The 26,385-nt window shown below is 68.7% G+C and carries 24 protein-coding genes; 10 read left to right on the top strand and 14 right to left on the bottom strand.

Annotation, left to right across the window (positions count from 1 at the left end):
• Positions 1–66: 66 nt before the first annotated feature.
• The 3 genes from pstS to NV348_RS19505 all read right to left on the bottom strand — a co-directional run bounded on the left by pstS (position 67) and on the right by NV348_RS19505 (position 3,216).
• Positions 67–1,176 (bottom strand): phosphate ABC transporter substrate-binding protein PstS, encoded by a 1,110-nt coding sequence (gene pstS / locus NV348_RS19515; RefSeq protein WP_447148182.1) that lies wholly within the window; start codon positions 1,174–1,176, stop codon positions 67–69.
• 296 nt (positions 1,177–1,472) lie between these two features.
• The gene (gene mshD, locus NV348_RS19510) at positions 1,473–2,381 is read right to left on the bottom strand and encodes a mycothiol synthase (RefSeq protein ID WP_447148181.1); all 909 of its coding nucleotides are present in this window, start codon (positions 2,379–2,381) and stop codon (positions 1,473–1,475) included.
• Positions 2,382–2,454: 73 nt separating this feature from the next.
• Positions 2,455–3,216, bottom strand: coding sequence for a winged helix-turn-helix transcriptional regulator (locus NV348_RS19505; protein WP_447148180.1), 762 nt, complete (start codon positions 3,214–3,216; stop codon positions 2,455–2,457).
• A gap of 184 nt (positions 3,217–3,400) precedes the next feature.
• On the opposite strand from NV348_RS19505, the gene NV348_RS19500 reads away from it, so the two are divergent.
• From NV348_RS19500 to NV348_RS19475, 6 genes are all read left to right on the top strand, one after another.
• On the top strand, positions 3,401–4,246 hold the full coding sequence (locus tag NV348_RS19500) for an LmeA family phospholipid-binding protein (RefSeq protein ID WP_447148179.1): 846 nt from the start codon (positions 3,401–3,403) through the stop codon (positions 4,244–4,246).
• Positions 4,243–4,677 (top strand): thioredoxin family protein, encoded by a 435-nt coding sequence (locus NV348_RS19495; protein WP_447148178.1) that lies wholly within the window; start codon positions 4,243–4,245, stop codon positions 4,675–4,677. Before NV348_RS19500 ends, NV348_RS19495 begins: the two co-directional genes overlap by 4 nt.
• A 268-nt stretch (positions 4,678–4,945) precedes the next feature.
• Entirely contained in the window at positions 4,946–5,416 is a 471-nt protein-coding gene (locus NV348_RS19490) for a DUF4395 domain-containing protein (RefSeq protein WP_447148177.1), read from the top strand.
• Between the two features lie 30 nt (positions 5,417–5,446).
• Positions 5,447–6,280, top strand: a complete 834-nt coding sequence (locus NV348_RS19485) for a sulfurtransferase (RefSeq protein ID WP_019044855.1) — start codon at positions 5,447–5,449, stop codon at positions 6,278–6,280.
• Positions 6,281–6,284: 4 nt separating this feature from the next.
• Positions 6,285–6,590, top strand: a complete 306-nt coding sequence (locus NV348_RS19480) for a DUF1416 domain-containing protein (protein WP_447148176.1) — start codon at positions 6,285–6,287, stop codon at positions 6,588–6,590.
• A gap of 256 nt (positions 6,591–6,846) precedes the next feature.
• A complete protein-coding gene (locus NV348_RS19475; RefSeq protein WP_447148175.1) occupies positions 6,847–7,539 on the top strand; it encodes a heme-binding beta-barrel domain-containing protein in 693 nt (230 codons plus the stop codon).
• 73 nt (positions 7,540–7,612) lie between these two features.
• Here the strand turns inward: NV348_RS19475 and NV348_RS19470 are convergent, their stop codons facing one another.
• From NV348_RS19470 to NV348_RS19445, 6 genes are all read right to left on the bottom strand, one after another.
• Entirely contained in the window at positions 7,613–8,221 is a 609-nt protein-coding gene (locus NV348_RS19470) for a Uma2 family endonuclease (RefSeq protein WP_447151096.1), read from the bottom strand.
• A 333-nt stretch (positions 8,222–8,554) separates the two neighbouring features.
• On the bottom strand, positions 8,555–10,390 hold the full coding sequence (gene cydC, locus NV348_RS19465) for a thiol reductant ABC exporter subunit CydC (protein WP_447151095.1): 1,836 nt from the start codon (positions 10,388–10,390) through the stop codon (positions 8,555–8,557).
• A gap of 62 nt (positions 10,391–10,452) precedes the next feature.
• Positions 10,453–12,399: a thiol reductant ABC exporter subunit CydD gene (cydD, locus tag NV348_RS19460; RefSeq protein WP_447151094.1), complete on the bottom strand. Its 1,947-nt coding sequence runs from the start codon at positions 12,397–12,399 to the stop codon at positions 10,453–10,455.
• A gap of 18 nt (positions 12,400–12,417) precedes the next feature.
• Positions 12,418–13,446, bottom strand: a complete 1,029-nt coding sequence (gene cydB, locus NV348_RS19455; RefSeq protein ID WP_447148174.1) for a cytochrome d ubiquinol oxidase subunit II — start codon at positions 13,444–13,446, stop codon at positions 12,418–12,420.
• A gap of 9 nt (positions 13,447–13,455) precedes the next feature.
• Positions 13,456–14,952, bottom strand: coding sequence for a cytochrome ubiquinol oxidase subunit I (locus tag NV348_RS19450; protein WP_447148173.1), 1,497 nt, complete (start codon positions 14,950–14,952; stop codon positions 13,456–13,458).
• 178 nt (positions 14,953–15,130) lie between these two features.
• Positions 15,131–16,033, bottom strand: a complete 903-nt coding sequence (locus NV348_RS19445) for an aminodeoxychorismate lyase (RefSeq protein WP_447148172.1) — start codon at positions 16,031–16,033, stop codon at positions 15,131–15,133.
• 169 nt (positions 16,034–16,202) lie between these two features.
• On the opposite strand from NV348_RS19445, the gene ygfZ reads away from it, so the two are divergent.
• The 4 genes from ygfZ to NV348_RS19425 all read left to right on the top strand — a co-directional run bounded on the left by ygfZ (position 16,203) and on the right by NV348_RS19425 (position 19,345).
• Positions 16,203–17,318 (top strand): CAF17-like 4Fe-4S cluster assembly/insertion protein YgfZ, encoded by a 1,116-nt coding sequence (gene ygfZ / locus NV348_RS19440; RefSeq protein WP_447148171.1) that lies wholly within the window; start codon positions 16,203–16,205, stop codon positions 17,316–17,318.
• A gap of 11 nt (positions 17,319–17,329) precedes the next feature.
• A complete protein-coding gene (locus tag NV348_RS19435) occupies positions 17,330–17,998 on the top strand; it encodes an MOSC domain-containing protein (RefSeq protein WP_447148170.1) in 669 nt (222 codons plus the stop codon).
• Positions 17,995–18,945, top strand: coding sequence for an asparaginase (locus NV348_RS19430; RefSeq protein WP_447148169.1), 951 nt, complete (start codon positions 17,995–17,997; stop codon positions 18,943–18,945). Before NV348_RS19435 ends, NV348_RS19430 begins: the two co-directional genes overlap by 4 nt.
• 175 nt (positions 18,946–19,120) lie before the next feature.
• Complete coding sequence (locus NV348_RS19425; RefSeq protein WP_189030048.1) at positions 19,121–19,345, top strand: DUF3073 domain-containing protein; 225 nt, start codon at positions 19,121–19,123, stop codon at positions 19,343–19,345.
• 289 nt (positions 19,346–19,634) lie between these two features.
• On the opposite strand, the gene purM is transcribed toward NV348_RS19425, so the two are convergent.
• The 5 genes from purM to NV348_RS19400 form a co-directional block, all read right to left on the bottom strand.
• Positions 19,635–20,714 (bottom strand): phosphoribosylformylglycinamidine cyclo-ligase, encoded by a 1,080-nt coding sequence (gene purM / locus NV348_RS19420; protein ID WP_447148168.1) that lies wholly within the window; start codon positions 20,712–20,714, stop codon positions 19,635–19,637.
• An 88-nt stretch (positions 20,715–20,802) separates the two neighbouring features.
• Positions 20,803–22,476, bottom strand: a complete 1,674-nt coding sequence (locus NV348_RS19415) for an ABC transporter ATP-binding protein (RefSeq protein WP_447148167.1) — start codon at positions 22,474–22,476, stop codon at positions 20,803–20,805.
• Positions 22,469–23,425: an ABC transporter permease gene (locus NV348_RS19410; protein ID WP_447148166.1), complete on the bottom strand. Its 957-nt coding sequence runs from the start codon at positions 23,423–23,425 to the stop codon at positions 22,469–22,471. The genes NV348_RS19415 and NV348_RS19410 overlap by 8 nt, the downstream gene beginning before the upstream one ends.
• The gene (locus NV348_RS19405) at positions 23,425–24,441 is read right to left on the bottom strand and encodes an ABC transporter permease (protein ID WP_447151093.1); all 1,017 of its coding nucleotides are present in this window, start codon (positions 24,439–24,441) and stop codon (positions 23,425–23,427) included. Before NV348_RS19405 ends, NV348_RS19410 begins: the two co-directional genes overlap by 1 nt.
• Positions 24,442–24,518: 77 nt before the next feature.
• Positions 24,519–26,135, bottom strand: coding sequence for an ABC transporter substrate-binding protein (locus tag NV348_RS19400; RefSeq protein ID WP_447148165.1), 1,617 nt, complete (start codon positions 26,133–26,135; stop codon positions 24,519–24,521).
• Positions 26,136–26,385 lie beyond the last annotated feature (250 nt).

Raw genomic sequence — 26,385 nt, 5'->3', positions numbered from 1 at the left:
GGGCTCGTCGAATTCGACGAGCCCGCTGCGGTCACCTCAGGGTGCGTGGTCATGGCCTGGAAGCGATCAGGAGATGGCGTTGATCGCGGTGGTCAGCTTGGTCTTGAACTTCTCCGGGATGGCGATGTAGCCCGCCTGATCCAGGCCGTCCTGACCGTTGGTGACGGCGGAGGTCAGGAAGGCCTTGACCGCCTTGGCCGTGTCGGCGTCCGCGTACTTCGAGCACACGACCTCGTAGGTCGGCATGATGATCGGGTACGCGCCGACCTCGGTCGGCTTGTAGAAGGAGCTCACGTCGAGGATGAGGTCGTTGCCCTCGCCCTTGATCTTCGCGCCGTCGATGGCCTTGCCCGCCGACTCGGTCGTCAGCTTCACCGGATCCTTCGACGCGGAGGTGACGATCTGGGCGATCGACAGATTCTGAGCCTTCGCGAAGGACCACTCGTTGTAGGTGATCGAGTTCTTGGTGTTCTTGATCGCGGCCGAGGTGCCCTCGTTGCCCTTGGCACCTTCACCGACACCGCCGTTGAAGGTCTTGCCGCCACCCTTGCCCCACGCGCCATCCGCGGCGGCATCGAGGTAGAGCTGGAAGTTGTCGGTGGTACCCGACTCGTCGGAGCGGAAGATCACGGCGATCTTCTCCGAGGGCAGCTTGGCGTTGGGGTTCAGCGCCTTGATCTCGGGGGCGTCCCAGGTGGCGACGGCACCGTTGAACACCTTGGCGGCGGTCGGGCCGTCGAGGACCAGGTCGGTCACGCCGTCGATGTTGTAGGTGACAGCGATCGGGCCGAAGACGGTCGGCAGGTTCCACGCCGGGGCGCCGCAACGCTCCTGCGCCTTGGCCGGCTCTTCCTTCTTCGAGCTCAGCGGGGAATCGGAACCACCGAAGTCGGTCTGGGCACCGATGAACTCGTTGACACCCGCGCCGGAGCCGCTGGAAGTGTAGTTCAGGGTGTAGCCGTCGCAGTTGGCCTCGTAGGCGGCGACGAAACGCTCCATGGCGTTCTTCTGCGCCGAGGAACCGCTCGCCTTGAGCGCCTTCTTGCCACCGCAGTCGACGCTGGTGTTGGCACCGGCGGCGGCACTGTTGGTGTTCTCATCGCTGCCACAGGCGGCCAGGGTCATGGCGCCCACGGCGAAGACGCCGACCAGGGCACTGGTGCGCTTGAAGTTCACTTTTCCTCCGACATTGCTGACGACTCGCTCGGTCCCTCACCGGCCCGGGCGAGTTGGGCGGTGCGGAATCGCGGGTAAACGCGCGCACCAGGCGACGACTGTGCCGCCCAGTAGTAACGTAAGGTCGCCCGGTTGACAGTTGGCCCGACGTGGGTTAACGCAAAATGAACAGCCCGGCGCGATTAGGGCCATGAATGTGACGTTTGCCCCAGTTTTACTCGCGCGTGCCCGGTCATCCGCGCACTATTCAGCCGCGCGGAAGAATTCACCGCGGGTGTGAGGTGTCTCGCAGCCGGTCAGGCGGCCGCGTAGGCGACGTCGATATGCGCGGGCGCGAACCCGAGCCGGGTGTAGGTGTGCACGGCGGCGGTGTTGTCGGCCTCGGTGTAGAGCAGCACCTCGGCGAGCCCTTCCGCGCGCAGGTACCGCAGCCCGGCCAGCGTCAGCAGCCTGCCCAGGCCACGCCCCTGCGCGGCCGGATCGATGCCGACCACGTAGACCTCACCGGCGGGCGCGGCGTCGGGATGCGCCTTGGTCCAGTGGAAGCCGAGCAGGCGGGCCGGATCGGCGGCGTCGAAGGCCAGGAACAACCCGGCCGGGTCGAACCAGGATTCGGCGCGGCGGGCGGCGATCTCGCGCTCGGTCCAGCCGCCCTGCTCGGGGTGCCAGGCGAAGGCGGCGTTGTTGACGCGCAGCAGTTCGGCGTCGTCGGCGGGGCCGGCGTAGGTGCGCAGGACGAGGTCGTCCGGGACCGCCAGCTCCGGTAGCTCGGGCGTTGCCAGCGATCGGCGCATCTGCCACAGTTCCCGGGCCGTCACCAGTCCGAGGCCGGCGGCGAGGGCCTTGGCGGCGGGCAGGTCACCGTGCGCCCACACCCGCGTGCCGGGTCCGCCTTCGGCCAGCGCGGCGCGCACCAGTTCGGCACCGACACCCCCGCCTCGGGCGGCCGGGTCGACCGCGACCTCGGCCATCGCGGGGTGTTCGTCATGTGCCGCAACGAGATTCGCGTAGCCGACGAGTTCGCCCGCGCGTTCGGCGAGCAGATGCCTGGTCGACGGGTCGGTCTCGGCGAGGGACAGCACAGCCTGCTCCGACACCGGCGCGACGCCGTCGGCGGCCTGCGCCCTGGCGAGCAGATCGCGCAGCACCGGCGCGGCGCCGGGCTCGACCCGATCGGTCCAGGTCAGGGTTGCTGTCTGCGACATCGACGTCCTCCTCGCTGTGCGCGGCGGGCCGGGGCCGCGCCGCGCCGTACCGTCCTGGCGCTGCTCGGCGCGACTACTGCGCGGTGCCGTTGAGCGGGGCCAGCGTGTCGTCGCCGTCGACGTCCTCGTCGGGGAAACTCACCACCTCGCCCTTGGCCGCGGGCGTCCTGGCCGGGCGCACGGCCTTGTAGCCGACATTGCGCACGGTGCCGATCAGCGACTCGTATTCGCTGCCCAGCTTGGCGCGCAGGCGCCGCACGTGCACGTCGACGGTGCGGGTGCCGCCGAAGAAGTCGTAGCCCCACACCTCCTGCAGCAGCTGGGCGCGGGTGAAGACCCGGCCCGCGTGCTGGGCGAGGTACTTGAGCAGCTCGAATTCCTTGTAGGTGAGGTCGAGCGGGCGGCCGCGCAGCCGCGCGGTGTAGGTGCCCTCGTCGATCACCAGCTCACCCAGGGTGATCTTGCCCGTGTTCTCGGGGCTGGCCACGCCACCGTTGCGGCCGACCAACAGCCGCAGCCGCGCGTCGAGCTCGGCGGGGCCGGTACCTGGCAGCAGGATGTCGTCCAGGCCCCAGTCCGCGTTGACGGCCACCAGACCGCCCTCGGTCAGCACCGCGACGACCGGCACCGAGGAGCCGGTGCTGCCGAGCAGCCTGCACAGGCCGCGGGCAGCGGCCAGGTCGGTCCTGGCGTCGACCAGCGCGACATCCGCGCTACCCGCCTCCAGCAGGGACGACACCTCGGTCGGCGCGGGCCGTACGTTGTGCGCCAGTAGCGACAACGAGGGCAACACCGCATCGGGGTTGGGGTCGGAGGTCAGTAGGAGCAGCTCCACCGGGCTCTCCTCCTATCTCGTGGCTCCGCGGACGACAGCAGCCGCGTAGCTACGTCGCCGAAACACAGGTAAGTCGTCTGCAACATTAGCGCGTGCGCGGCCATGACCTCGCAACATGGTGGCCACGAGGTAACGCGTCGGCGCGCGCTTCGCCCGAACCGTAGCGCCGGATAGGCTGGCTCGCATGCGCAAGCTGATCATCGGGCTGCTGTGCCTGGCCGGGGTGGCGGTGGTGATCGATTTCGGCGCCGCCGCCTACACCGAGTACCACGTATCGCGGCAACTGCGGGCCGGAGCCGAACTGTCGGCCGACCCCGAAGTGACCATCAAGGGATTTCCCTTCATCGCCCAGGCGGCGTCGGGCCGCTACGACGACGTCTTGGTCCGTGCGCGCAGCATGCGCCCCGATATCCCCGGCGAGATCGCGCTGGAGGCCAACCTCTACGGTCTGCACGCCCCGGTGGGTGAGCTGCTCGACGGCACGGCGCGCGCGGTGCAGGTCGACCGGGTCGAAGCCCAGATGGCGATCGAGCCGACCGAGCTCGGCCGTCTGTTCGGCATCCCCGATCTGCAGGTCCTCGGCCCGCCCGCCGACAAGGCCGACGGCACCGGGGGTTCGGGCGGTTCCGGTCTGACCACCGCGGGCGCCCATGTGCTCAAGGGCACACTTCCGGTGGCGCCCAACGGCCGTGTCCTCGCCCCCGGCGTCACCCCGGGGAACAACACGACCAGGGTCGAAGTGCAGGTCGAAGCCGATTTGATGCTGGACGGGGACAAGATCCGGATCCAGGCCACCCGCTTCTACAAGGACCGCTCCGCCACCGCGGACACGCCGGTCTCGACCACCAAGACCGAGATCCTCGAGGTCGACAAGGCTGCGGTGCTCGAGCGCTTCAGCCGTACGATCGACACCAAGGAATTGCCGTTCGGCATCGCCCCCACCGAAGTGGAGGCCAAGGGTGGCCAGATCATCGTCTACGGTGTCGGCCGCTCCCTGACCATCGACCTCGACCGATTGCTGCAACCATGATCGAACTAGCCATCCTCGCCGCCGTCGTGCTGGCCGCCGTCGCGGTCGGCCTGCTGCTGCGGCGAAACCAGGGCCGGGTGCGTCCGGCCACCCTCGACCCCGAGACCGCGCAGCGCACCCGTCTGCTCGACGCGGCGGGCGTCACCGGCGCCACCCCCGCGGTGCTGCATTTCTCGGCCGACTGGTGCGGCCCCTGCGACGCGGTCCGCCGTGTGGTCGCCGGCGTCACCGCCGACCTCGCCGATTCCCCGAACGCCCCGCGCGACATCGAGATCGACATCGATGCCGACCCCGCGCTGGCAAGGGAGCTCAACGTCTTGTCGCTGCCGACGACCTTCGTCTTCGATGCCGATGGCAAGGAGCGTTTCCGCATCTCAGGCGTGCCGAAGGCGGGCGATCTACGCTCCGCGCTCGAGCCCCTGACAGTGTGATCTGGCCCCCTGTTGTGGGGGGCCGGGACATTTCCCGGGGAGACCGGGTAAACTACTCCCCGTGCAATCCGACCACGAGCTGATGCTCACCCGACGCCGCACAGTTGATCTGTGTCGGCTCGGTGGTTGTTGCTGCCTGTGCCGCTGAACGGTCGGCTTCTCTCCCGAGATTCCTGACGCCGACCTCTGTCCGCCGCGCGAGTGATCGACACGATCCCCCGGCGAACTGCAGTTCCCACTGACTCAACTCAGCGCAGGAGTTCGCACGATGACCACTTCCCCTGATTTCCCGCCTCGCGTCGATGTTCGCGGGCCGCGCTTCGTGGCCTGGATCACCACCGGCGTGCTGGTCCTGGTGCTCGTCACCGCCTCTCTCTCGGCCGCCGCCGCCGCGCTCCTGATCGGCCTGCAGGCCGTCGTGTTCGCGATCGGCGCTTCCGCCGGTCCCGCCAAGCACCCCTACGGCCGGATCTACGCCGCGCTGGTCGCGCCGCGCAACGGTCCGGCCACCGAGACCGAGCCCGTGCCGCCGCTGCGTTTCGCGCAGCTGCTCGGCTTCGCGTTCGCCGGTCTGTCCCTGCTGGGCTTCACGCTCGGCTCCCCGATCGTCGGCGCGGTGTTCGCCGGCTTCGCCCTGTTCGCGGCGTTCCTGAACGCGGCGTTCGGGGTCTGCCTGGGCTGCCAGATCTACCCGCTGGTGGCCCGCTTCCGCCGGTCCACTGCCCCGGCATCGAACTGACCCCTGCAAGTCATCTCTGAAAGGAACAACATGGCTCGCTCCGATGTCCTGGTCTCCGTTGACTGGGCCGAAGAGAACCTCAACGCCCCCGGCGTCGTCTTCGTCGAGGTCGACGAGGACACCTCCGCCTACGAAGGTGGCCACATCGAAGGCGCGGTCCGCCTGGACTGGAAGACCGACCTGCAGGATCAGGTTCGTCGCGACTTCGTGAACCAGGAGCAGTTCTCGGACCTGCTCTCCGCGCGCGGCATCGCCAACGACGACACCGTCGTGCTGTACGGCGGCAACAACAACTGGTTCGCGGCGTACGCCTACTGGTACTTCAAGCTGTACGGCCACAACGACGTCAAGCTGCTCGACGGTGGCCGCAAGAAGTGGGAGCTCGACGGTCGTCCGCTCTCGCGTGACGCGGTCTCGCGCCCGGCCACCCAGTACAAGGCCGCCGCCCCCGACACCTCGATCCGCGCTTTCCGCGACGAGGTCATCGCCGCCATCGGCACCAAGAACCTGGTCGACGTGCGTTCGCCCGACGAGTTCTCCGGCAAGATCCTGGCTCCCGCGCACCTGCCGCAGGAGCAGAGCCAGCGTCCCGGCCACATCCCCGGCGCGATCAACGTGCCGTGGAGCAAGGCGGCCAACGAGGACGGCACCTTCCGTTCCGACGCCGAGCTCGCCGAGCTCTACAAGGACGCGGGCCTGGACGGCGAGAAGGAGACCATCGCCTACTGCCGCATCGGTGAGCGTTCCTCGCACACCTGGTTCGTGCTGCAGGAGCTGCTCGGCCACCAGAATGTCAAGAACTACGACGGCAGCTGGACCGAATACGGTTCGCTCGTCGGTGCACCTATCGAGTTGGGAGCGTAAATCTATGTGTGCAGCACCTACCCAGGGTCAGGCCATCCCGGCCGGCGTCGACGTGGAGAAGGAGACGGTCATCACCGGCCGCGTCCTGAGCACCGACGGTCAGCCGGTGGGCGGCGCGTTCGTGCGTCTGCTCGACGGCAACGGTGACTTCACCGCCGAGGTCGTGGCCTCCGGCACCGGTGACTTCCGTTTCTTCGCCGCGCCGGGTTCGTGGACCCTGCGCGCGCTGTCCTCGTCGGGCAACGGCTCGGCCTCGGTCACCCCCGAAGGCGCCGGCATCCACTCGGTGGACGTCGCGGTCGCGAAGTAAGACCTCACAACGGCCCTGGTAGTTCCTGTGCGGGAACTACCAGGGCCGTTTTCGTGTCCGCACAGCGGAGTCGCTAGAATCCGATTCGTGGTCCTCTTCTTCGAGATTCTCCTCATCGCCGTGTCGATCCTCATCGGCTGGTTCGGCCTGTACGTCTTCTACCGGCTCTTCACCGAGTCATGAGCGTCAGCGGCCGGAGGCGGCAGCGGAGCGTAACCACGCAGCCCGCCGCTCATGACTCCATGGACGCTGCGTCATGAGCGGGCTCGCGAGCGAGGGGTCCGATCCGGCCGAGCGAGCGAGCACAGAGCAAGGCGCTCCGGCCGAGCGTCGCAGCGGTGACGAGGCGGTCAACGTCGCCGCCGAACGGGCGAAAGAGACCGGCGTCCGGAACATTTCGGTCCTGCCGGGCCTTCCCCTGCCCGAGGACACCGCGAATCTGCGCGAGGGTCCCGATCTGAACCACGCCATGCTGGCGTTGCTGCCGCTGGTCGGCGTGTGGCGCGGCGAGGGCGAGGGCAACCATTCCACCGACGGCGACTACCGCTTCGGCCAGCAGATCGTCGTCTCCCACGACGGCGGCGACTACCTGGTCTGGGAATCGCAGACCTGGAAGCTCGACGGCGAGGGCAACTTCGAGCGCCCCGATCTGCGCGAGAGCGGCTTCTGGCGCGTCGGCACCGAGGGCGACGACGAGATGCTCGAACTCCTGCTCACCCACAGCAACGGCATCGTCGAGCTGTTCTATGGCACCGCCCGCACTCAGTCTTCTTGGGAACTGGCCACCGACGTGGTGATCCGCAGCCAGTCCGGGGCGGTCGTCGGCGGCGCCAAGCGCCTCTACGGCATCGTCGAGGGTGGCGACCTGGCCTACGTCGAAGAGCGAGTAGACGCCGACGGCGCCCTGGAGCCCCGCCTCTCGGCCCGTTTGCAGCGCTACATCGGCTGACGAATCCAGCGCCGACGCCCCGCATTGGCTTCGCCAGGCGGGGCGTTGTCTGTTCTATCCCAGCGCTACCCGGCTAGCTCTCGAGCGCGGTCAGATCGATATCCATCGGGAACGGAACGTGCGTCTTCAGCCGATCGTGGTAGATCCCGATGGGCACATATCGTTCGGAGACCGGGTCGAGCTCGTACGCGTACACGATGACCTGGTCAGCGGTCCCGCGTTCGACCCGCCAGAAATGCGAAATCCCCGCCTTGGCGTACTTGAACGGCTTCGTATCGCGATCACGTTCCTCGGAGTCCGGTGACACGACCTCGACCACGAGTACGACGTCCTCGGCGTAGTAATAGCTCTGTGGGTCGTCCCGGCCGAACGCCTCGGCACTCACGACCAGCACATCGGGTTCCGGCATCTGCCGATCGCCAAGTCGCACCGCCATTTCCCGGTCCGCGCGCAGATCATCGGGGACCTGGGCAAGCAACTGCCCACGGACCATCGAGATGACACGACGGTGCCACTTGCGCTGCGGGCTCACGAAGACCAATCCCCCATCGATCAACTCGGTGTGTTTCGGCAAACCGCGCAACGCTAGAAACGTCCCTGCCGTGTACCCCCCAGCAGGCGCCAACCACTCGGGCGGTGCGTCCGCCTCGTCTACCTCTTCGGGTAGCGGCTCTGCGTTCATGCTCACATCGTAGCGGCCCGAACCATCTCCGATCAGGGATTTTCCACCTCCCCGGAAATGGAGCGACCCCCGAGCCACACCGTCACGTTCCGGGGAACGCGACGGTCCCGGTTGGATAGTCCGGGGGCTCGGGGGTCGGGTGACTGCCTGGGATTCGCTCAGCGCACCGCTGGGGAATCTCCCGCAGTGGAGCTGCTAGCGGGCAGCCACCTCACGCATCCGATGAACATACATTCTTCAGACCACCTCCTCTCTTGTGTACCGATGAATCTATCGGTGCGTCGCGAGGTCGGCAATTGATTTTCTCGCGGCTCTGACCTGGGCGGATGCCGGTCAGTGCGCCGGGTGGACGACGTGGCAGGCGCCGGTCTCGTCGACGGTGACGATCGTGTCGGCGCGGTGCTGCGCCGGGAGCTGATGAGTGACCACGACGACCGTCCGATCCGGGTCGACCAGTCCGCTGTCGGCGTCGAGCAGGTCCAGCAGCAGCTGTTCGCCCTCGGCGGCGGCCAGGTGCTCAGTGGGCTCGTCGAGCAGTAGGGTGCGCGCCAGGGCGACGAGTGCGCGCGCGAGCAGGAGACGGCGACGCTGGCCGCCCGAGACCGTGGCCGCGCCGGCCGTGAGCCCGGTGTGTACGCCTTCGGGCAGGGACTCCAGCCAGGGGCCGAGTCCGACGGCACGCAGGGCGTTCTCGGCGTCCTCGACCGTGAGGTCCCCACGGGCGACCCGCAGATTCTCCAGGATCGAGGTGCCGAACAGGTGCGCGTCCTCGGCGAAGAAGGTGACGCCGTCGCGTGGGGTGTCGAACAGCCCGGCCCACGCCATGAGCAGCGTCGTCTTGCCCGCCCCGCTCGGTCCGACGACGACGATGCGGCGGCCGTCGGGCAGCGGGATCCGCGACGCGGACGGTTCCTCGACCGTCCCGTCCCACGACTCCGCCTCACTGCGGGCAACGGTGCTGTGCCCAGCCGGGCCGTCCGCGCCCGCCGCGCCGGTCGTGCCAGTGGCGCCAGCCGTACCAGTCGCGCTGGCCGTGCCAGTCGCCCTACCAGTCGCGTGGGTCGCGATAGCGGCGCGGGGCGGCGCGAGCGCGGCGGCGCTGGTCGTGGCTGCCTCGGCGGCGCGGAGGCGGTGGAGGGCGGCTCGGGAGGTGGTCAGGGTGGTTGCGGCGGTGGGGAGGGCGCCGACGGCCTCGAAGGCCGACAGCGGGACCAGTACCAGGATGGTGAGGGCCATCGGGGTCATGCCGCCGGGGAGTCCGCCGGTGGGGCCGTAGGCCGCGATGCCGACCAGGAGGGCGCCGAGGGCGCTGACGCCGATCGACAGCGGGGTGGCCGCGGCGGCCCACGCGCTGTGCGCGGCGGCGGTGTCCTCGGCCCGCACTGCACGCCGAGTCGCGGTGTCCGCCTGGGCGAGTGCCGTGTCGAGCTTGCCCGCCACTCGCAGCTCGGCGGCGTGGTCGAGCACGGTGACCGCCGCCGCCGTGAACTCCGCGCGATCGGCTCGCACCCCCTGCTCGGCCTCCCGCGCCGCCACCCCCGACAGCCAGGGCGCGAGCAGCCCCGAAACCGCCAGAGCGACAGCCAGAATCCCCGCCGCGGGCACCGAGATGAACGCGATCAGCCCGACCGCCGCGACCGACAACACCACCGCGACAGCGACCGGAACCAGCACCCGCACCACGACCGCACCGAGATCATCGATATCGGCACCGATCCGCACGAGCAGATCACCCCGCCGCATCTCCCGCAGATCACCACCGCCGCCCGAAATCGCCCGCCGATCGGCACTCCCGCCCGAGGAGTCCCGCAGATCAGCACGCGTGCCCGGCGCCGTCGCAGCCAGCCGATCGGACGACGACCCACGCCACCACCAGATATCCGCCTGCGCGAGTGTGCGATACACCGTCGTCCGTGCCGTGGTCATCGCGCGCAGCGCCACGTCGTGGGTGGCCAGCCGCTCCAGGTACCGGCACAGCCCGCGCGAGATACCCAGCGCCCGCACCGCGACCACCGCCACGCTCAGGTACAGCACCGGCGGCATCTGCCAGGCCCGCGCGATCAGCCAGGCCGCCAGCGCGGCCAGTGCGAGCCCGCTCCCCAGCGCCGCCACACCCCACGCGATCGCCACCACGACCCGCCACGGCGAGAGCGCCAGCAGCTGCCACATCTCCCGCAGATCCCGCACCAGCGACCCGCTCTCGGAACCCGCACGCACCGAACCGATTTCGCTCACAACACGGACACCCCGACTCCGGAATGGATAGCCGCACCGACGTTCGTCGGCCGGGTGTCGTGGCTGCGATCGGTGTCGTTGCTGTCGATGCCGTTGTCCGGCAGCGCAGCCGGCGACGCGCTCTTGCCGGGCGCGGCCGATGGCGGCTGATCGGGATCAGTACTGCCGGAATCCTCGGCGCCCGGCGCACTGCTTCCTACCACCTCGACGACGACATCGGCGGCGGCCAGGACGGTCGGGCGGTGGCCGATGACGACCACCGTCGCGCCCGCGGTGGCGAGGGCGCGCAGGGTGGTGAGCACCTGTTGTTCGCTGTGGGAGTCGAGGTGGGCGGTGGGTTCGTCGAGCAGGAGGATGGGGCGGCGCGCGGCCAGGACGCGGGTGAGGGCGAGGCGCTGGCGCTGGCCGAGGGAGAGGCCGAGGCCGCCCTGACCGACCACGGTGTCCCAGCGGTCGGGGAGTTCGTCGAGCACCGCGTCGAATCCTGTCGCGGCGCTGATCTCGTCGAGGTCGGCGGCGGTGGAGTGCGCGCCGAGCAGTTCGATGTTCTCGCGCAGGGTGCCTGGAACCAGTACCGGACGCTGCGGCAGCCAGGCGATGCGGGCCCACCAGCCGTCCGGGTCGAGCGCGCGGACGTCGGTGCCGTCGACGAGGACCGCACCCGCCTCGGGAGCGATCAGGCCCAGAATCGCTTGCAGCGTGGTCGATTTGCCGCACCCGTTCGGCCCGGTCAGCACCGTCACCAGGCCCGGGGCCAGTTCCGCGGTCAGGCGGTCCGGCGCGTTCCCCGATCGCGCGGCGATGGTCAACCCGCGCACCATGATTCGCGAACCCGCGCGAAGGCCAGGTTGTGGGGTGTACGCATCCGCGCGATCGGCCGACGGATTCGCCGACTCCAGCACCGCGAAGGCCTTGTCGGCCGCCGCCATCCCGTCCTGCGCGGCGTGGAACTTCTCCCCCACCTGCCGCAGCGGCCAGTACACCTCCGGCGCGAGGATCAACGCGACGAGCCCGGCGTACAACGTCATCTCGCCGTAGACCAGCCGCAAGCCGATGGCGACGGCGATCAGCGCGACGCTCAGAGTCGCCAGCGATTCCAGCACCATCGAGGACAGGAACGCGATCCGCAGCGCCCGCATGGTCCGCTGTCGCAGCGAATCCCCCAGCGCCCTGACCTGATTCACCATGCTCGGCCCGTCGGGCCCCTCGCGGCCGAGAGCACGCAATGTCGGCATCCCGGCGAACAGGTCGAGGAGCTGATCGGACAGGCGGGTGGTCGCGGCGAGCGTCGCCTCGGCGCGGCCCTGGGTGAGCAGGCCGATGAGGATCATGAACAGCGGGATCAGCGGCACCGTGATGATCGCGATGAGCGCCGAGGTCGGATCGTGGAAAGCGATGACCACCAGGACGATCGGCGGCACCAGACAGGCCAGCAGCAGGGCGGGCAGATAGCCGGTGAACCAGCCGCGCAACCCGCTGAGCCCGTTCCCGACGACGACCGCGATCTCGGTGCGGCGCGCGTCGAGTTCCCGTGGCGGCAGCTCGGCACCGGCCCGCAGCACCGCCGATTCGAGTTCGGCGACGACGGTGGCGCCGGCCCGATGGGCCAGCCGCGCCTGCCACCAGCTCGCCGCCGCGCGGACCAGCACCGCCACGGCGAGCCCGATCAGTTCCGTTGTCCACGCCCCGAACTCACGCTTGCCGGGGTCGGTGATGACCCCGGCGAGCACGCGTCCGAGGAGCACGGCGATCACCACGATCGTCGCCGTGATCACCAGGGCGAGCAGGACCGACACCACCAGGTGGGGCCGGGCCGAGCGGGCGTAGCGCCACAGGCGAGGGTCCACGGGACGGCGCTTGGCGGCCGTCGGCCGGTCGGCAGCCGAGCCGGCCGCCGAGGTGGCATCGGTCCGCCGATCGACGCCCGAACCATCCCGGGACATCCCCGCCCGCGCCATCGCTCAGTCCTTGCTGCGCAGCGGCAGACCGGTCGGCGCCGGGATCTGCTCGACGGTCAGGCGCTTGCGGAACACCCAGTACGTCCAGCCCTGGTAGACCAGCACCACCGGGGTGGCCAGCACCGCGGCCCAGCTCATCACCTTCAGCGTGTAGGCGCTGGAAGAGGCGTTGTAGATGTTCAGGTCGAACAGCGGGCTGATGGTCGAGGGCAGCACATTCGGGTACATCGAGCCGACGATGAGCACGGTCGCCGAGGCGATGGTGACCGCGGTGCCGACGAAGGCCCACCCGTCGCGGCCGGCCATGTTCGCCGCACCGGCGACCACCAGGCCGAGCACGGCCGTCACCAGTACCGCCCAGGTCCAGCCGGTGCCGTAGGCGAGCTGGGTCCACAGCCCGAACGCGCCGACGACCAGCGCGGTCGGCACCAGCAGCAGCCGGGCGGTGCGCTGGGCGTCGTCACGGACCTCGCCGCCGGTCTTGAGAACCAGGAACACCGCACCGTGCAGCGCGAACAGGATGCCGGTCGCCAGGCCGCCGAGCAGGGCGTACGGGCTGAGCAGTTCCCAGACCGAGCCGACGATCTGGCGCTCCTCGTTCAGCGGCACGCCGCGCACCAGGTTCGCGAACACCCAGCCCCAGGCCAGCGCGGGAATCCAGGAGCCGATCCCGATGCCGATGTCGCACCAGGCCCGCCACTTCGGATCGTTGATCTTGGCGCGGTACTCGATCGCGCAGATCCGCAGGATCAGCGCGACCAGCAACAGCAGCAGCGCGAGGTAGAAACCGGAGAACATGCTCGCGTACCACTCGGGGAAGGCCGCGAACATCGCGCCGCCCGCGGTGATCAGCCACACCTCGTTGCCGTCCCACACGGGACCGATGGTGTTGAGCACCACGCGCCTGCGCGCGTCGGAACCCTTGCCGAGGATCGGCATCAGCATGCCGACGCCGAAGTCGAAGCCCTCCAGCACGAAGTAGCCGGTGAAGAGCACGCCGATCAGGACGAACCAGAATTGCTGCAGATCCATCACCGGCTCCTAGTAAGCGAAGGAAAGTTGCTCGACGGCAGGCTCTTCCGGTTTGTGGTGCCTGCCGGTGTCCGGACCGTTGGGCCCGTCGCCCGGGGTCGGCCGCGTCGGCTCGTCCGGTCCGGCGATCGTGTACCGGCGGATGAGGTAGAACCACACCACCGCCAGCACGCCGTAGAGCAGGGTGAACACGATCAGCGAGAACACCACCGTCGCCGTGGCGTGGTCGGAGACGGCCTGCTGCACGGTCATCCGGATGTTCGGGTCACCGGTCGGGTTGGGTACCACCGCCCACGGCTGACGCCCCATCTCGGTGAACACCCAGCCCGCGCTGTTGGCCAGGAAGGGCGTGGGGATCGCGATCAGGCTGAGCCAGGAGAACCAGCGCTGGTCGGGCACCCGGCCACCGCGGGTCACCCAGAAGCCGGCGAGCAGCAGCAGCACCGACCCCGCGGCCAGACCGATCATGGCGCGGAAGGACCAGTAGGTGACGAACAGGTTCGGCCGGTAGTCGCCGGGACCGTATTTCACGTTGTAGGTCTGCTGGAGGTCGACGACACCGTCGAGGGTGACGTCGGTGAACTGGCCCTCGGCCAGGTACGGCAGCACGTACGGCACCTCGAGCACGTGGGTGACGCTGTCGCAGTTGTTGTGCGTGCCGACGGTCAGGATGGAGAAGTCGGGGTCGGTCTGGGTGTGGCACAGCGATTCCGCCGAGGCCATCTTCATCGGCTGCTGTTCGAACATCAGCTTGCCCTGAATGTCGCCGGTGAAGATCACCGCGACACCGGCCAGCGCGACGACCACCAGCGAGGCCCGCCCGACCGGCCGCCACATGGTGCGCGCGTCCTCGAGTTTCGCCGGGTCGCCGCTGCGCGCGTTGCGCACCATCCACCAGCCGGCGATACCCGCGACGAAGGTGCCCGCGGTGAGGAACGCGCCCGCGACGACGTGCGGGAACGCGGCCAGCGTCGTGTTGTTGGTGAGCAGCGCCGAGATGCTTTCCAGCTCAGCGCGTTCGGTCTCGGGGTTGTAGCGCGCACCGACCGGATGCTGCATGAACGAGTTCGCGGCGACGATGAAGTAGGCCGAGGCGTTCACGCCGAAGGCGACGATCCAGATGGTCGCCAGGTGCACCAGTTTCGGGAGCCGGGTCCAGCCGAAGATCCACAGGCCGATGAACGTCGACTCCATGAAGAACGCGATGAGCGCTTCCAGCGCCAGTGGCGCGCCGAAGATGTCGCCGATGAAGCGGGAGTATTCGCTCCAGTTCATCCCGAACTGGAATTCCTGCACGATGCCGGTGGCGACGCCGATGGCGAAGTTGATCAGGAAGAGTTTGCCGAAGAACTTCGTGAGCCGGTACCAGTGTTCCTTGCCGGTGATCACCCAGGCGGTCTGCATCATGGCGATCAACGGTGCGAGACCGATGGTCAGCGGCACGAAGATGAAGTGATAGACGGTGGTGATACCGAATTGCCACCGGGAGACGTCCACAATGTCCATCCGACCCTCCAGCTTCTACTACGACAAGTCGTAGTAGATCGTACGCCTGGATCAGGCCCCACAGAGCGTGACAACCGCCACGACACGCCGAAAGATTGCTGCACGATTGGATACAAGCGGTTCGACCGGGGAATCTCCGGCGCCGCAGGGGCACGCCCACCCGTGCCCCTCACACGACTCACCAGTCGCCGATGGTCCCCGGCCGCTCGATCCCCAGATCCACCATATCGATGATTTCCTGCGCGTTGTCCGGAGCCGACATGCGCACACCGTCGAGCTGATTCACCCGCGCGGCCAGCGTGATGCTCGACAGCAGCCAGATGCTGTCGCAGTCGAACAGGTCGGCGGTGAACAGCGACTGGTACTTGCACTCCCAGCCCTGCCTCTCCGCGACCGCGAACAGCGAACGCTGAGTGACCCCGGGCAGCACGCCGCTTTTCGCCGGCGGGGTGATGAGCTGCTTGTCGCGGGCGATCACCACGGTCGAGCGCGGGCCCTCGAGCACGCGGTGCTCGGTGCTGTGGAAGATCACGTCCTCGGCGCCCATCCGGCGGGCGAAACGCAGCGCGGCCATATTGGTCGCGTAGGACAGCGTCTTCGCGCCGAGCAGCTGCCACGGCGCCGCCTGCGCCAGGTCGACCGAGATGCCGCGGGCCAGCGACATCACCTTGACGCCTTCGGCGCGGGCGGTCGCGACGCGCGCCGGTACCGGGGAGACGAGCACGTACGCGGTGGGCTTCGGGTCCGTCGACGTCAGGCCCGTCGGAGCGTCGTATTCCGAGTCGCGGCCGCGGGTATAGATCAGCCGCAGCAAGCCTTCTTCTTCGGAACCCCATTCCTTGACCGCGACTTCCACCGCGGAGCGCCACTTCGACAGCCCCGGCTCCGGCAGATCCAGCGCCTGCGCCGACCGCCGCAGCCTGGCGAGATGGAACTCCAGCGCGGTCGCCGTGCCGCCGCGCACCAAAATAGTCTCGAAGACGCCATCGCCGCGCAGAGCGCCGATGTCGTCGGCATAAAGCGACGGCGCGTCCGCATCAGCGACCGCGCCGTCGAGTGTCACAAGAACCCGTTCTCCCATGTGACGAGCGTAGGCGTTATCGGTCCGTTATGCCTATGGCTGCGCGTATTGGCATCCTCGGACGGCCTGCGTGGTCACGCTCCGCTACCGCCTCCGGCCGCTGACCTCGCGGGCCGAATCGGACGCCCGGCTGCGGCGCGTGTCGGTGGACGCGCCTACAGTGGGTGCTGTGTCGGTGGTCGTCGCCCCCAGTCCTGTTCTCCACACTCCGGGTGCTGTCGCGGGCGCACCGGGTTCCCCGGACGCCGCAGTCGCCTGGCATTACGGTGACCCGTTCGGCGAACAGAAGGCCGCCGCGCAGCGGGTCGCGGTGGTCGATCGCTCGCATCGCAGCGTCGCCAGGATCACCGGCGCCGAGCGCCTGAGCTGGCTGCACACCATCACCAGCCAGCACATCGCCGCGCTGCCCGACGGGCACAGCGCCGAGAATCTGGACCTCGATCTCAACGGCCGCGTGCTACACCACTTCGTGCTCACCGATCTCGACGGCACCGTGTGGCTCGACACCGAGGCCGAGCGCGGCGCCGAACTGCTGTCGTTCCTGCAGAAGATGGTCTTCTGGGCCGATGCCAAGCCCGAGGCCGCGCCCGACTACGCCGTGCTGAGCCTGCTCGGTCCGCGCGTCGGCACGCTGCTGGAAACGCTCGGGATCCCGGCACTGCCCGAGGTCTACGCCGCTGTGGCACTGCCGGGCGGCGGATTCCTGCGCCGCATGCCGTGGCCGAGCGCCGATTCCTTCGATCTGGTCATCCCCCGCGCCGAGCTCACGAACTGGTGGACCGAGCTCACCAAGGCCGGTGCCGAGCCCGCGGGCATGTGGGCTTTCGAGGCACTGCGCGTGGCCGAACTGCGGCCCCGGATCGGCGTCGACACCGACGAGCGCACCATCCCGCACGAGGCCCGCTGGATCGGCGGCGTCGACGAGCACGGCGCGGTGCACCTGAACAAGGGCTGCTACCGCGGCCAGGAGACGGTCGCCCGGGTGCACAACCTGGGCAAGCCCCCGCGCAATCTGGTGCTGCTGCACCTGGACGGCTCGGCCGACGAACGCCCGGCCACCGGCGACGACGTCACCGCGGGTGGCCGCACGGTCGGCAGGCTCGGCACCGTCGTCGACCACTACGAACTCGGCCCGATCGCGCTGGCGCTGGTCAAGCGGTCGGTCCCCGCGGGCACCGAACTGGTGGTCGGTTCCATGGCCGCCGCCATCGACCCCGACTCGATCCCCGCCGACGATGTGGTGCAGGCGGGCCGGGCCGCCGTCGACCGGCTGCGCGGGCGATGAGCCGCCCGCTCATGCGTGTCGGTGATACCGGCCGCGTCGAGGCCGTGTGCGTCGTGCACGCCGAACTCGAGATGCGCACCCGCGTCGGCCGCAGCGCGATCGACAAGCGCCCGGTCGACGGCCGGGTCGCCGTCGGCGTGCTCGGCCTGGCCGGTGACCACGTCTGCGACACCGTCAACCACGGCGGCGTGCACCAGGCCGTCTACGCCTACGGCGCGGAGGACGCGCACCGCTGGGCGGGCGCACTCGACCGGGAGATTCCCGCGGGCTTTTTCGGCGAGAACCTGCGGCTGAGCGGGCTCCCGATCAGCGACGCGGTGCTCGGCGCGCACCTGGCCATCGGCGACACCCTGCTGGAGGTCAGCGCACCGCGCGTCCCGTGCTCGACTTTCCAGCAGTGGACCGGCGAGCGGCAGTGGGTGAAGCGGTTCACGCTCCGGTCCGACACCGGCGCCTACTTCCGGGTCCGGACCGAGGGCACGATCGGCGCGGGTGACGAGGTCCGCGTGACACGGGTGCCCGGCCACGGCATCACCGTGCGCGACGTGTTCACCGGCGCCGACCCCGCCCTGCTCGAACGGCTGCGCACCGAGGAGCCGACCATCTCCGACGATGTCCGCATGCAGATCGACCGGCACACCCGAACCCGGGCCGGCGTCACCGTGGAGGTCAGGCCATGAGCGTGGAACTGGTCGAGGTGGTCCGCTCGGGCTTCCGGGAGTGCGTGCACCGCGGGTCGGTGGTCGTGCTCGACGCCGACGGCACGCCGACGCTCGAACTCGGCGAGGTGCACGGCCCGATCTTCCCGCGCTCGACCAACAAGCCGATGCAGGCGTTGACCCTGCTACGCAATGGTTTCGACCCCGTCGACGACGACGAGCTGGCCGTGGCCACCGCCTCCCACTTCGGCGAGCCGGACCACATCGCCCTGGTCCGCAGGCTGCTCGACCGCTACGGCTTCACCCCGTCCGACCTCGCCTGCCCGCCCGACCTGCCGTTCGAGGAGCGTGCCCGCGCCGCCGCGCTCACCGGCTCGGGGCCGAGCCCGCTGTACATGAACTGCTCGGGCAAACACGCGGCGATGCTGGCCACCTGCGTGATCAACGACTGGCCGCGCACCGGATATCTCGACGTCGAGCACCCGTTGCAGCAGGCCGTGCTGGCCACTGTCGCCGACGTCACCGGCGAACCGGAGACCGACCTGGGCATCGACGGCTGCGGCCTGCCGATCGTGCCCGTCTCGCTGATCAACCTCGCGCGCGCGTTCGCCGGCTTCACCACGGCCGAGCCCGGTACCGCGCCGCGCCGGATCGCCGATGCCGTTCGGGCGAATCCGCGAGTGATTTCGGGCACGAAAGGCCCGGACCTGCTGGCCATGGCGGCCACCCCCGGCTTGTTCTGCAAGATCGGCGCGGACGGTGTCCATGCGGGCGCGCTCCCCGACGGACGGGCCTTCGCGTACAAGATCGACGACGGGCACGACCGGGCCCGGATGCCGCTGACGCTGGCGATTCTGCGCAGGCTCGGGGTCGATTGGACCGATCAGCACACCGAGCTCGCGGCCACTGCGGTCCTCGGCGGCGATGCCCGAGTCGGCGTCATCCGGGCGATCCCGGGAGTGCTCTGAGACCGTGCGGTCTGGGCGAAGAAGGGGCAAACGGCGGCGGTTCGGTAGTTCTTCACCCACTCCTGGGAGCGCGACCGTCTAACACACGCTAAAGTGTCTGTCAGGAAGAGTATTAATTCGAACGGGGCCGCCAACAAACCCCAGGCCGCCCCGCAGTGACGCGAGGGGGTCAGCCATGGGCCGTGGCCGGGCTAAGGCAAAGCAGACCAAAGTCGCACGTGAGCTCAAGTACAGCTCCGCGCCGACCGACTTCGCGAGCCTTCAGCGCGAGCTGTCGGATAGCACTCCGCTCCACTCCCAACCAAGGAGTGGCGGCGTGATTTCCGATGAGCACGACGCAGACGATTCGCCGTCCCGTTGGAACAACGAGGACGACGACTACGACAGCTGGCGTCGCTGATCGAACGCCGGTGAAAAGGGGGAGGCCACGCGGCCTCCCCCTTCAACCGTTGTTCCGGCAGCGACCCAGGCTCGCAGCAGTACGGCGAACATCCGAATAGACGACGAGCGTCCTGTGCACACACAGGACGCTCGTCGTGTTCGCCGCCTCGGGGCCCCGACCTCCCCGAGCCGACGGGCACCTACCCACTCGTCAGGGATAGCCGTTCCTACGGCGAACAAAACAAACCACGACAAAGACGTGAGCCGGGTCGTGGTGGCGACCCGGCTCACGTGGTGAACGTCGTGCGTCAGAACCTGGGGTGATCGCCCAGCAGCACCGCGCGCGGGGCGTCGGCGTCGGCGGCCTTCTTGACCTGGCCCAGGGTCCAGCAGTCGATGTGGCGCGCGGTGAGCACCGCCAGCGCCCGGTCGGCGTCCTCGGGCGCGACGACGGCGACCATGCCGACGCCCATGTTGAACGTCTTCTCCATCTCGACCCGCTCGACCCGGCCGCGCTGCGCGATCATCTTGAACACCGGCGCCGGGTTCCAGGTGCCACGATCCAGCTCGGCGACCAGGCCCGCGGGCAGCACGCGCGCCAGGTTGGCGGCCAGGCCACCACCGGTGACGTGCGAGAAGGTGCGCACATCGGTCTCGGCGATCAGCGCCAGGCAGTCCTTGGCGTAGATGCGGGTCGGCTCGAGCAGTTCCTCACCGAGGGTGCGGCCGAACTCCTCGACGTAGCCGGTCAGCGACATCCGGTCGATGTCGAGCAGGACCTTGCGGGCCAGGCTGTAGCCGTTGGAGTGCAGGCCCGAGGAGCCCATCGCGATGACGACGTCGCCGGGGCGCACACGGTCGGGGCCGAGCACCGAGTCGGCCTCGACGACGCCGACGCCGGTGGCGGACAGGTCATAGTCGTCCGGGTCCATCAGGCCCGGGTGCTCCGCGGTCTCGCCGCCGAGCAGCGCGCAACCGGCCTTGATGCAGCCCTCGGCGATGCCGGAAACCAGCTCGGCGACCTTCTCCGGGATGACCTTGCCGATGGCGATGTAGTCCTGCAGGAACAGCGGCTCGGCGCCGCAGACCACCAGATCGTCGACGACCATGGCGACCAGGTCGAGGCCGACGGTGTCGTGCTTGTCCAGCGCCTGGGCGACGGCGATCTTGGTGCCGACGCCGTCGGTGGAGGCGGCGAGCAGGGGCTCGCGGTAGCCACCCTTGAGCGCGAACAGACCGGCGAACCCGCCGATGCCGCCCTGCACCTCGGGTCGGCTGGCCTTCTTCGCCAATGGTCCGAACAATTCGACGGCGCGGTCACCGGCTTCGATGCTCACCCCTGCCGCAGCGTAGGAAGCGCCGGCACCGCTGGGGGTCTGTTCAGTCATTGTGGGGGAAAGCTCCAAACCGAATCGGCGGACAGATGCCTGATAACTCTAAGTGATCCGCCGGTTCAGCTGTCGTGCGGCTCCTAGCTCATTGTTCCAGCTCCGTGGCGAAAGTGGCGGCGATCTCAGCCCGGCGCCCGCGCTGTTGCACGGGGTCGGGGACCGGAACCGCGGCGACGAGGCGGCGGGTGTAGTCGTGGCGCGGGTGGCGCAGGATCTGTTCGTTGTCGCCTTCCTCGACGCAGGATCCCTCGCGCAGCACCATGATCCGGTCGGCGAGCTGGTCGACGACAGCGAGGTCGTGGCTGATGAACAGACAGGCCCAGCCGCACTCGCGTTGCAGCTGGGCGAACAGCTCGAGCACCGCCGCCTGCACCGAGACGTCGAGCGCGCTGGTCGGTTCGTCGGCCACCAGCAGGTCCGGATCGAGCACCAGCGCTCTGGCCAGGCTGGCCCGCTGCCGCTGCCCGCCGGACAGCTCGTGCGGGTAGCGGTTCTCGGTGCCCACGGGCAGCTGGACGTCGTCGAGCAGCGTCCTGACCCTGGCTCCGATGGCGGCCCGGTCACCGGTGCGGTGCACCACCATCGGCTCGGCCACGCACTCGCCGATGGTCAGGCGCGGGTTGAGCGAGCCGGCCGGGTCCTGGAACACGAACCCGAAGCGCCGCCGGATCGGCCGCAGCTTGCGCTGGGACAGCTCGGCGATGTCCTGCCCGCGGATCAGCACCCGCCCCGAGGTCGGCCGCTGCAACGCCGCGACACACCGCCCGATGGTCGACTTCCCCGACCCCGACTCCCCCACCAGCCCGAGGGTCTCCCCCGGCCGGATCCGCAGGCTCACCCCGTCGACGGCCCGGAACGCGGGACGCCCGAACGGCCCGGGGAACTGGACCACCAGATCACTCACCTCGAGCACCGGCTCGGCGTCGGGGTCGATGGCGGGCCGCTCGATGGTCGCCGCGCCCAGATGCGGGACGGCGTCCAGCAGCGCCCTGGTGTAGTCGGCGCGCGGACTGGCGAACAGCTCGTGCACCGGTGCCTGCTCGACGACCTCGCCCGCCCGCATCACCACCACCCGGTCGGCCAGGTCGGCGACCACCCCCATGTTGTGGGTGATCAGCACGATCGCGCTGCCCAGCCGGTCGCGCAGGTCGCGCAGCAGTTCCAGGATCTCGGCCTGCACGGTGACGTCGAGCGCCGTGGTCGGCTCGTCGGCGATGATCACCTTGGGCTCGCAGGCGATGGCGATGGCGATCATCACCCGCTGCTTCTGCCCGCCGGAGAGCTGGTGCGGGTAGTAGTCGACCCGGTGCTCCGGATCGGGCAGGCCGACCGTGCGCAACAGCTCGATCGCCTTGGCGCGGGCATCCTTACGACTCATCCCGCTGTGCGCGCGCAGGGCTTCGCAGATCTGGAACCCCGCGGTGAACAGCGGGTCGAGCGCGCGGGCGGGTTCCTGGAAGACCATCGAGACCTCGCCGCCGCGCAGCGCGGTCAGCTGTTTCTCGGTCATCGAGGTCACCGTGCGGTCGCCCAGGGTGACCAGCCCGCGCACCTGGGCGGTGTGCGGCAGCAGCCCGATCGCGGTGCGCGAACTCACCGATTTCCCCGAGCCGGACTCGCCGACGATGGCGAGCACCTCGCCGGGGAACACCTCGTAGGACACCTCACGCACGGCCGCGACCGGCCCGCTGTCGGTGGCGAAGGTCACCGACAGCCCCGACACCGACAGCGCGGGTGTTCGTACGGCGGTCTCAGTCATCGACCTTCTCCTTCTCGTCCACCGTGGTGACCGCGCGCCGGGTGCGCAGCAGCGGGTTCAGCGTCTCGTCGATGCTCTCCCCGACCAGCGTCATCCCGAGGACGACGAGCACGATCGCGGTACCGGGGAAGATCGAGGTCCACCAGATCCCGTTGGACACGTCGTTGAGTGCCTTGTTCAGGTCGTAGCCCCACTCGGCGGCCTGGGTCGGCTCGATGCCGAAGCCGAGGAAGCCGAGCGCGGCCAGCGTCAGAATGGCGTCGGCGGCGTTGATGGTGATGATCACCGGCAGCGAGCCGGTGACGTTGGACAGGATGTGCCGGAACATGATCCGCGCCGTCGAGGCGCCGGTGACCCGCGCCGCGTCCACGTACGGCTCGGTCTTCACCGCCACTGTCGCGTTGCGCACGACCCGGAAGTATTGCGGCACATAGACGACCGTGATCGCGATGGCCGCCGACAGCATGCCGCCGAGACTGCTCGACGTGCCGCCGGCGACGACGATCGACACCACGATGGCCAGCAGCAGCGACGGGAACGCGTAGATGGCGTCCATGATCAGCACCAGCACCCGGTCCACCCAGCGCCCGACGAAGCCGGACAGCAGCCCGAGCGGCACGCCGACCAGCAGCGAGAGCACCACCGCGATCACGATCACCAGCAGCGCGGTGCGCGCGCCGAACAGCACCCGTGAGAACACGTCCTCACTGCGCACCGAGGTACCGAACCAGTGCTCGGCCGATGGTCCCTGCTGGGGCACGAACGCCACACCGTCGGCGCTGTTCTGGGCCAGCCCGTAGGGCGCGAGCAGCGGCGCGAACACCGCGACGAACACGAAGCCGGCGACCAGCACCAGTCCCGTGATCAGCGTGATCCGTTGCAGCCCAGCGGTCATCGACAGCAGCCCGGCACCGGGAATCCGGCGCCGCTTCACCGTTGCGGTGCTCATCAGAACCTCACCCTCGGGTCGATCAGCGCGACGATGGCGTCGACGACGAAGCTCATCACCGCGACCACCAGCGCGATGAACGCGACGATGCCCTGCACCGCGATGAAGTCACGCGCCCGCAAGTACTCGGCGAGCTGATAGCCCAGGCCCTTCCATTCGAAGGTGGTCTCGGTGAGCACCGCGCCGCCGAGCATCATCGCGATGCACATGCCCATCACCGTGATGATCGGGATCAGCGCGTTGCGCACCGCGTGCCTGCCGGTGACCACGCGCGCGGAAAGCCCACGCGCCCTGGCCGCCTCGACGTAATCGCTGCGCAGCGTCTGGATCAGGTTCACCCGCACCAGCCGCAGGAAGATGCCGCCGGTGAGCAGCCCGAGGGCCACGGCGGGCAGCACCGCGTGCTCGAGCACGTCGAGCACATAGGCCGGGTCGCCGTACAGGATCGAGTCGATGATCAGGATGTTCGTCTTCGGCGAGACGTGCTGCAGCGCGAGTTCCACCTCGGTACTCGCCCGCCCGCCGACCGGGAACCAGCCCAGCCACACCGAGAAGACCAGCTTGAGCAGCATGCCGACGAAGAACACCGGGGCCGCGTAGGCCAGCACCGCGGAGAACCGCAGCACGGCGTCCGAGGTCGAATCCCGGTGTGTCGCGGCGTATCTGCCCAGCGGCACGCCGACCGCGAACGCGACGACCAGGCCCCAGAACACCAGCTCGAACGTGGCCGCGCCGTAGGTGATCACGACATCGCTGATCGCCTGGTTGTCCTGGGTCTGCCCGAAATCACCGTGCAGGAAGCCGGTGATGTACTCCCAATACTGGGTCAGGATCGGTCGATTGAGGCCGGCCGCCTCCTTGCGCTCCTCGATCTGCTCCTGGGTCAGCCTGCCACCCATGGCGGCGCTGATCGGGTCGCCGATCACCCGCATCAGGAAGAACACCACCGTCACCAGCAACCAGGCGGTCGGCAGAATCAGCAGCAGCCGAATCAGCAGGTACCGCAGCAAAGCCACCTGGCGGGAACCCCCGCCGCGCGTCCATCCGAAACGCCGCACCCGGATGAGCGATCCGGGTGCGGCGGGAACGTCACTCACTTGCTCAGTACCGTGAACCGGAACTTGAAGGAGCCGTCGAGGGTCTGATCGACACCCGAGACGCCGGGCTTGGACACCGCGACCTGCTTACCCGACAGCAGCGGGAGCGTGGGCAGGAAGTTCTGCGCCAGGTCGGTCTGGATCTTCTGCAGCAGCTCGACCCGCTTGGCCGGATCGGACTCGGTGGTCTCGGCGGTCAGCTGCGCGTTGATGCCAGGGTTCTCGAAGTGCGACTGCAGGAAGTTGTTCGGGCCGAAGAACGGCGTGAGGTAGTTGTCGGCATCCGGGAAGTCCGGGAACCAGCCGAACTGGTACATCGGGTAGCCGTCGGAAGCCCGTTCCTTCTGGTAGGTCACCCATTCGGTGGACTGCAGGTTCACCTTGAACAGGCCCGACGCCTCGAGCTGCGACTTCACCGCGGCGTACTCCTCGGACGAGCTGGAGCCGTAGTGGTCCGGGTTGTACTGCAGGTTCAGCGTCACCGGCGTGGCCACGCCCGCGTCGGCCAGGAACTTCGCCGCCAGCGTCTTGTCCGGCTTGGCGCCGTAGAGCTGCTTCAGCGGCTCGGCCGCACCCGACATACCCTGCGGCACATAGCCGTACGCGGGCTGATAGGTGTTCTTGTACACCGCCGAAGCCAGCGCCTCGCGGTCCACCGAGGACGCCATCGCCTTGCGCACGGCCAGCTTCTGCTCGGGGGTGTTGCCCGGCATGGTGTTCATGTTGAACACGATGTAGCGCAGCTCGCCGCCGGGACCGTCGGTGACCTTCACCTTGGAATCGGCACGCAGGGAGTCGATGTCGGTGGGCGTGAACGAGCGGTAGCCGACGTCGATGGCGCCGTTCTGCAGGTCCAGCTTGAGGTTGTCGGAGGTGGCGTAGTACTTGGTCGAGACCGTGGAGTTCTTCGGCGTGCCGAGGATGCCCTGGTAGTCCGGGTTGGCCTGGTACTCGACCAGCTTGTTCTTGTCGTAGCTGGTGATCGTGTACGGGCCGGAATAGCCCTTGCCCTTGACGACCTCGTCGTCGGTGGCGACCTTGTCGGCCGGGAACACCTGCTCGTCGACGATCGGGCCCGCCTGGGTCGGCAGGATCGTCGGGAAGGTCTGATCGTTGGCGACCTTGAGCGTGAACGCGACGGTGAGATCGTCGACCACGTCGGTCTTGTCGAGATTGCCGAGCAGCGAGGCGGGACCGTGCGGATCGTTGATCTTCAGCATCCGGTCGAAGGAGAACTTGACGCTCTTGGCGGTCAACGGATTTCCGCTGGCGAATTTCAGCCCGGATTTGATCTTGCAGGTGTATACGGTGGGCGCGCTGAACTCGCACTTCTCCGCCGCGTCGGGCTTGGGCGTGGTGTCGCCGGGCGCGAAATTCAGTAGATACGAATAGATCTGGGTCTCCACGAGCAGCGAGCCGTTGTCGTAGGCGGCCGCCGGGTCGAGCGAGAAGATCTTGTCCGTCGTGCCGACGACCAGCCCCGCGCCGGACCCCGCCGCATCGGTGCGCCCCGAACCACAACCCGCCAGCGCGGCCGCGACCACCGCCGCGACACCTACTGCGGCAACTTGTTTCGCGCGATTCTTGCGAGCGCTCATTGCACTGTTCAACATCAGGTCCCATTCTCGAACGCCACGTCGTCGCCGCGCCCGGATCACGGGAGCGGCGACCACACGGTGAGCCAGCGATATACCGGGGGACCGTACAGGCGAACCATTACCGCCCAGTTTCAAATCGAGCGAAAAATTGCGGGGATGTTATGAACTAATCTTACGTAATTATCGGTTACCGGAATTATTCACGTACACAGCGCAAGAGGGGCCGATCAGGTTTATCCTGACCGGCCCCTCCTGAGATGCGTTG

Source organism: Nocardia fodinahabitans (assembly GCF_052983615.1).
Note: the sequence above shows the minus strand (reverse complement) of the source record. Positions and strands in the feature narration are given on the sequence as shown.

Bases quoted from the DNA above. Each gene is read 5' to 3' on its own strand.
- mshD (WP_447148181.1), bottom strand. From the start codon at position 2,381: ATGTCGCAGACAGCAACCCTGACCTGGACCGATCGGGTCGAGCCCGGC.
- NV348_RS19500 (WP_447148179.1), top strand. From the start codon at position 3,401: ATGCGCAAGCTGATCATCGGGCTGCTGTGCCTGGCCGGGGTGGCGGTG.
- NV348_RS19495 (WP_447148178.1), top strand. From the start codon at position 4,243: ATGATCGAACTAGCCATCCTCGCCGCCGTCGTGCTGGCCGCCGTCGCG.
- NV348_RS19490 (WP_447148177.1), top strand. From the start codon at position 4,946: ATGACCACTTCCCCTGATTTCCCGCCTCGCGTCGATGTTCGCGGGCCG.
- NV348_RS19485 (WP_019044855.1), top strand. From the start codon at position 5,447: ATGGCTCGCTCCGATGTCCTGGTCTCCGTTGACTGGGCCGAAGAGAAC.
- NV348_RS19480 (WP_447148176.1), top strand. From the start codon at position 6,285: ATGTGTGCAGCACCTACCCAGGGTCAGGCCATCCCGGCCGGCGTCGAC.
- NV348_RS19475 (WP_447148175.1), top strand. From the start codon at position 6,847: ATGAGCGGGCTCGCGAGCGAGGGGTCCGATCCGGCCGAGCGAGCGAGC.
- NV348_RS19470 (WP_447151096.1), bottom strand. From the start codon at position 8,221: ATGAACGCAGAGCCGCTACCCGAAGAGGTAGACGAGGCGGACGCACCG.
- cydC (WP_447151095.1), bottom strand. From the start codon at position 10,390: ATGTGGCAGCTGCTGGCGCTCTCGCCGTGGCGGGTCGTGGTGGCGATC.
- cydD (WP_447151094.1), bottom strand. From the start codon at position 12,399: ATGTCCCGGGATGGTTCGGGCGTCGATCGGCGGACCGATGCCACCTCG.
- cydB (WP_447148174.1), bottom strand. From the start codon at position 13,446: ATGGATCTGCAGCAATTCTGGTTCGTCCTGATCGGCGTGCTCTTCACC.
- NV348_RS19450 (WP_447148173.1), bottom strand. From the start codon at position 14,952: ATGGACATTGTGGACGTCTCCCGGTGGCAATTCGGTATCACCACCGTC.
- NV348_RS19445 (WP_447148172.1), bottom strand. From the start codon at position 16,033: ATGGGAGAACGGGTTCTTGTGACACTCGACGGCGCGGTCGCTGATGCG.
- NV348_RS19435 (WP_447148170.1), top strand. From the start codon at position 17,330: ATGCGTGTCGGTGATACCGGCCGCGTCGAGGCCGTGTGCGTCGTGCAC.
- NV348_RS19430 (WP_447148169.1), top strand. From the start codon at position 17,995: ATGAGCGTGGAACTGGTCGAGGTGGTCCGCTCGGGCTTCCGGGAGTGC.
- NV348_RS19425 (WP_189030048.1), top strand. From the start codon at position 19,121: ATGGGCCGTGGCCGGGCTAAGGCAAAGCAGACCAAAGTCGCACGTGAG.
- purM (WP_447148168.1), bottom strand. From the start codon at position 20,714: ATGACTGAACAGACCCCCAGCGGTGCCGGCGCTTCCTACGCTGCGGCA.
- NV348_RS19415 (WP_447148167.1), bottom strand. From the start codon at position 22,476: ATGACTGAGACCGCCGTACGAACACCCGCGCTGTCGGTGTCGGGGCTG.
- NV348_RS19410 (WP_447148166.1), bottom strand. From the start codon at position 23,425: ATGAGCACCGCAACGGTGAAGCGGCGCCGGATTCCCGGTGCCGGGCTG.
- NV348_RS19400 (WP_447148165.1), bottom strand. From the start codon at position 26,135: ATGTTGAACAGTGCAATGAGCGCTCGCAAGAATCGCGCGAAACAAGTT.